Annotated in this window: 2 protein-coding genes; both read right to left on the bottom strand. The window is 38.9% G+C overall.

The window, feature by feature from the left end; genetic code table 11:
* Nucleotides 1-150: 150 nt before the first annotated feature.
* On the bottom strand, nucleotides 151-1,857 hold the full coding sequence (locus AC1DDX_RS24210) for a RagB/SusD family nutrient uptake outer membrane protein (protein WP_172663695.1): 1,707 nt from the start codon (nucleotides 1,855-1,857) through the stop codon (nucleotides 151-153).
* Nucleotides 1,858-1,880: 23 nt separating this feature from the next.
* Nucleotides 1,881-4,494, bottom strand: a 2,614-nt coding sequence (locus tag AC1DDX_RS24205) for a SusC/RagA family TonB-linked outer membrane protein (RefSeq protein ID WP_477622733.1), incomplete at its 5' end; no start/stop codon positions are given.

Raw genomic sequence — 4,494 nt, 5'->3', positions numbered from 1 at the left:
ATCTCCAACAGSACCATATTTGATGATGTTMAAGTCGGCAGCCCTTACAAAACTTGTAAAAGCCGCCAACACACATAAACTAACCAATAATTTCACTTTAATCAGTCTAATCATTATCTCTAATTAAATATAGCTATTAAGTATAATCTGCTAAAACCATCCCGGGTTTTGCGGGTATTTCGGGCCTGTAGTTGTAGCATCAATCTGATCCTGAGGAATAGGTCTAAGCACATGGAAATCCATAATATTTGCTCCTGCTTCCGGATTATAATTTTTAGTTTTCACCCTATCAATTAATTTACCGGTTCTTACAAGATCCCACCACCTAACATTCTCTCCACATAATTCCCTCGAACGCTCATCTAAAATAAAATCAAGTGAAGGAATTGAAGCAACATCCATTACAGAAGGATTTGGATTTGGGAACGCAGCCCGCCTTCTGATAATATTGATATGATTAACCGCTTCTGAAGCCGCTGCACCGCCCATAAATGCTGCTTCTGCTGCAATCAAATGGGTTTCGGCTAAGCGATATACAATAACAGGTCTAATCGAGGGATAGTTTAAATCTGCGCGTTTAGTGTCATTATATTTTTTCATATAAGGCGATAAAGTATTATCATACTTACGTGGAGGTATCAGTAAATATCTGGATGCTGCTATTTTAGCATCACTAACATCATACCCAGGCATAAATATCGCAGTATCGCCTAAGGCAAACTTAGGTTGCCCTACTACAGCATTTGCAGGTGCTCCTGGCGGAAGCGGATTTTCCCACTTGGGAATGGACGCGGCATTATTACACAGCCAAACGGTTTGAAAAGTTTTTGCATATCGGGTGTCATTTACGCGCTCTGCAAAAGCTTCATTTGTTAACCATGCTGTAGGAACACAACGAATATAGGGCCTTCCATAAAACACATCGCGTTTCATTCCCGGACGAAGCTCATATTGTGGTACCCACATATGGTTTAGTACGTTATCTGCCCCACCACTATTATTCGGCCCATTATATGCCAAATTTGAGGTATGCTGTACTGTCCACAATACTTCATTACTATTCTCATTTCCTTCTGCATAAACACTAGCAAAATCAGGGAGCAATGTGGCCCCACTTGTATTGATTACCTGCATTGCAGAGGTATAAGCATTTGTATAATCATCTGCTTTTTTAGCAGATGAGCCAGCTCTGGTTAAATATACTTTAGCCAATAAGTGCATAGCAGCAGCTTTATTAGCCTGTCCTGGCAAAGCCCCGCTTGACTTAGGACCGGCAAATAAAGTTGGCTCTGCAAGTACATCTTTAAGATCCTGAACAATAAAATCGTATACCTCAGCTAAAGGCTGACGGGATGCAGAAGTTGTAGGTGTACTTTGGAAATTTTTATTCAAAGTAACATCACCCCAAAATTGCACAAGGATAAAATAGTAATTTGCCCGTAAAAACTTAGCTTCTGCCACAATTCTATTTTTAAGATCATCTGCAACCCCAGTAACCTTAACTGCATTATCAATTACACCATTACAGGTATTAATATTAACATAACAGTCTTTCCAAATTGCGGAGACAGTTCCATTTTCAGTATTGTAATTACTATTGTATTTATTGATGTTGTTGTTTCCATCTTTACCTGTGTAAAACTCATCCGTACCAATCACCGTCATAGTGAATAGGTTTTGGTTCCCCCAGAAAGAGCGGGTACCTGCATAAGCCGCATCAAGTCCCTTCTGAAAACCCTGGGCCGTAGAGAAAAAATCTGGCGTTAGTGTTGAATGTGGCTCTTCTATTAAAGCTTTTTTACATCCGCCTGTAACTGCCAGGCAGAAACAAGCCAATATTATGTATATATTTTTCATTAGTATATAATTTATTGTAAAAATTATAAGGTCATGTTTAAACCAAACACAATTGAATAAGTTGCAGGTGTATCAACACCAACTGACCCCTTATTATTTCCTCCATTAAGAGCCTCCGGATCTATGCCTTTATAAACATTCCTGTACTTTGAAAAAAGAATAAAAGCATCATTGGCAGAAGCGTAAACCCTCAAAGTTTTACCTCCAATTTTAGCAGCAAGAGCTGTAGGCAGATTATATCCAAGCGTCATGCTTCTGATCTTAACAAACGTACCATCAAAGTACCCTAATACTCCTCTATTAGGTGTGTTTGTTGCGGCAGCATTAGGCTTGGGCCAGAAATTTTCATGGTTGGTTGGTGTCCAATAATTAACATCCAGGTTGTTATAATTTCCTTGAAAAGTATTGGCAAACCCACTATTATGAACACTGCTAATAATGGTACTTCCAAATCTTCCAAAAGCCACTACCGTAAAATCTAAGTTTTTATACGCAAATCTGTTTGTAATACCCCCAGACCAGTCGGGCTCACTAGACCCAATAAACGTCTTATCATCAGCATTGATTTTCCCATCACCGTTCACATCTGCAATTCTAATATTACCTATTACAGAACTCGAACCTTGTTTGACAGTTAATCCGTAAGCCAATGCTAATGCACTATCAGCCGGTGTATTTTGCCATATTCCAACTCTTTTATCATCATAAATTACACCAATTGGCTGCCCTACAAAACGTCCATTAGCTATATCATTAATTACGCCGTCTTGTAACTGGGTAATTTTCCCTCTATTAACAAAAACATTAAAATCTGTGCTCCAGCTAAATTTATCTTTACCATCACCGTTAAAATTCACAGTGCTCACCTGAAATTCAAAGCCTTTGTTCTCGGATTTCCCTACATTGGTTACTATCGCATTTGGTATTCCGGAAGTAAATGGAAGATCCTGAGGCAGCAACAATTTATCGGTATAAACTTTATAAGCCTCAATTGATCCTGTAATCCGATTGTTTAAAATACCAAAATCTAAACCGATGTTAGCAGTAGCGGTATTTTCCCACGTTAAATTTGGATTAGGAACGTTAGAAAGGTATAAGCCAGTTGTAGTCTTATCACCAAAATTATAAACTGCTCCAGATAAACTACCCAGGGTTTCATAAGGATCTATGGATGTATTTCCAACAACACCGTAACTAGCTCTCAGTTTTAAATTTGTAAATACCTTTGAGTCCTTCATGAAATTTTCCTGAATGATATTCCATCCCGCAGCAGCAGATGGAAACACTTTATATTTACCTCCGGGAGCAAGTCTCGATGAACCATCCGAGCGCATAGTTAAGGTTAATAAGTATTTATCTTTAAATCCATAGTTAATCCTTCCCATATAAGAAATGATTGACCATTTGGAGTAACTACCGCTACCAACCAGATTCGAGCCCAAAGCCGGGTTGTAATACCAAAGGTTATCGGCCAGAAGGTCATTATTACTAAATGAATTTGATTGATTCTGTGATTGCTGATAACTAAACAATCCGGTAAAATTCAACTTATGATCTTCAGCAATCACCTTATCGTAAGTTAAAATATTCTCTAAGGTATAATTAGAACGGAAGCCTGTTTTATTATTTGACTTAGACAATCCGCCCAAATTATCAGAAGTAGCACTGGCAAAGAAGTTACCGTAAACATCAGATTTCACCTCAGCGCCTGCATTAAACCTGTACTTCAAACCATCAGCTATTGCTGCTTCTAAATAAAGTGTTGTAAAAGTTYCATATCTTTTTCTGTTTTCTACTTTGGCTCCTTCAACAAAGTCTCCAAGTGGATTCCATACCTGATTGGCACTGCCCGGCACAAATCCATATAACTTACCATCGGCATCATATGGCGTAGCCAATGGGCTTGCCCGCAGAACCTGTCCCATTGGATTCGCTCCTTCTCCCTTGGTGGTATTAAATGAATTTAAGGAGTTTAATCCTACCTTAAAATATTTACCCAACTGCTGATCAACGCTCAATTTCACACTATATCGTTCATAAGCTTGTCCGGGATAAATGCCCGTTTCATTAAAATATCCCCCCGAAACGGAATACTGCGTTTTTTCTGTCCCACCTGAAACACCTACCTGATGATTGGTCTTTATTCCATTTTTATATATCAGGTCCTGCCAATCAGTGCTTCGTCCACTTGCAATGCCGTCTAGTTCCTCTGCAGAGAAAATACCACTAGTTAATATTTTTGGATCATCAATTCCGGTAAAAATAGGCTTGTTATTCTTGTCGAAATTACCGTTAACTACAGCCCATCTTTTTAGCATTTCAAACTGCTTACCATCCATCACGTCAATCTTGCCCAAATTCTTAGTTACTCCGGCGTAACCACTGTAAGTTACTACTGGCGCCCCTTCTTTTCCTCTTTTGGTAGTTACCAGAATTACTCCGTTAGCTCCTCTTGACCCATAAATAGCGGTAGATGATGCATCTTTCAACACTTCTACAGACACTACGTCGTCTGGATTTATATCATTAATATTTCCATTATAAGGTATACCATCAACTACAAAAAGCGGGTCATTATCAGCTCCGATTGACCTGGCACCTCTAATCCTGATAACAGGTGCAGTTCCAGGTTTACTA

It is taken from the genome of Pedobacter sp. 10L46_2 (genome assembly GCF_056395165.1).
This window is presented reverse-complemented; position numbering and strand designations above follow the sequence as displayed.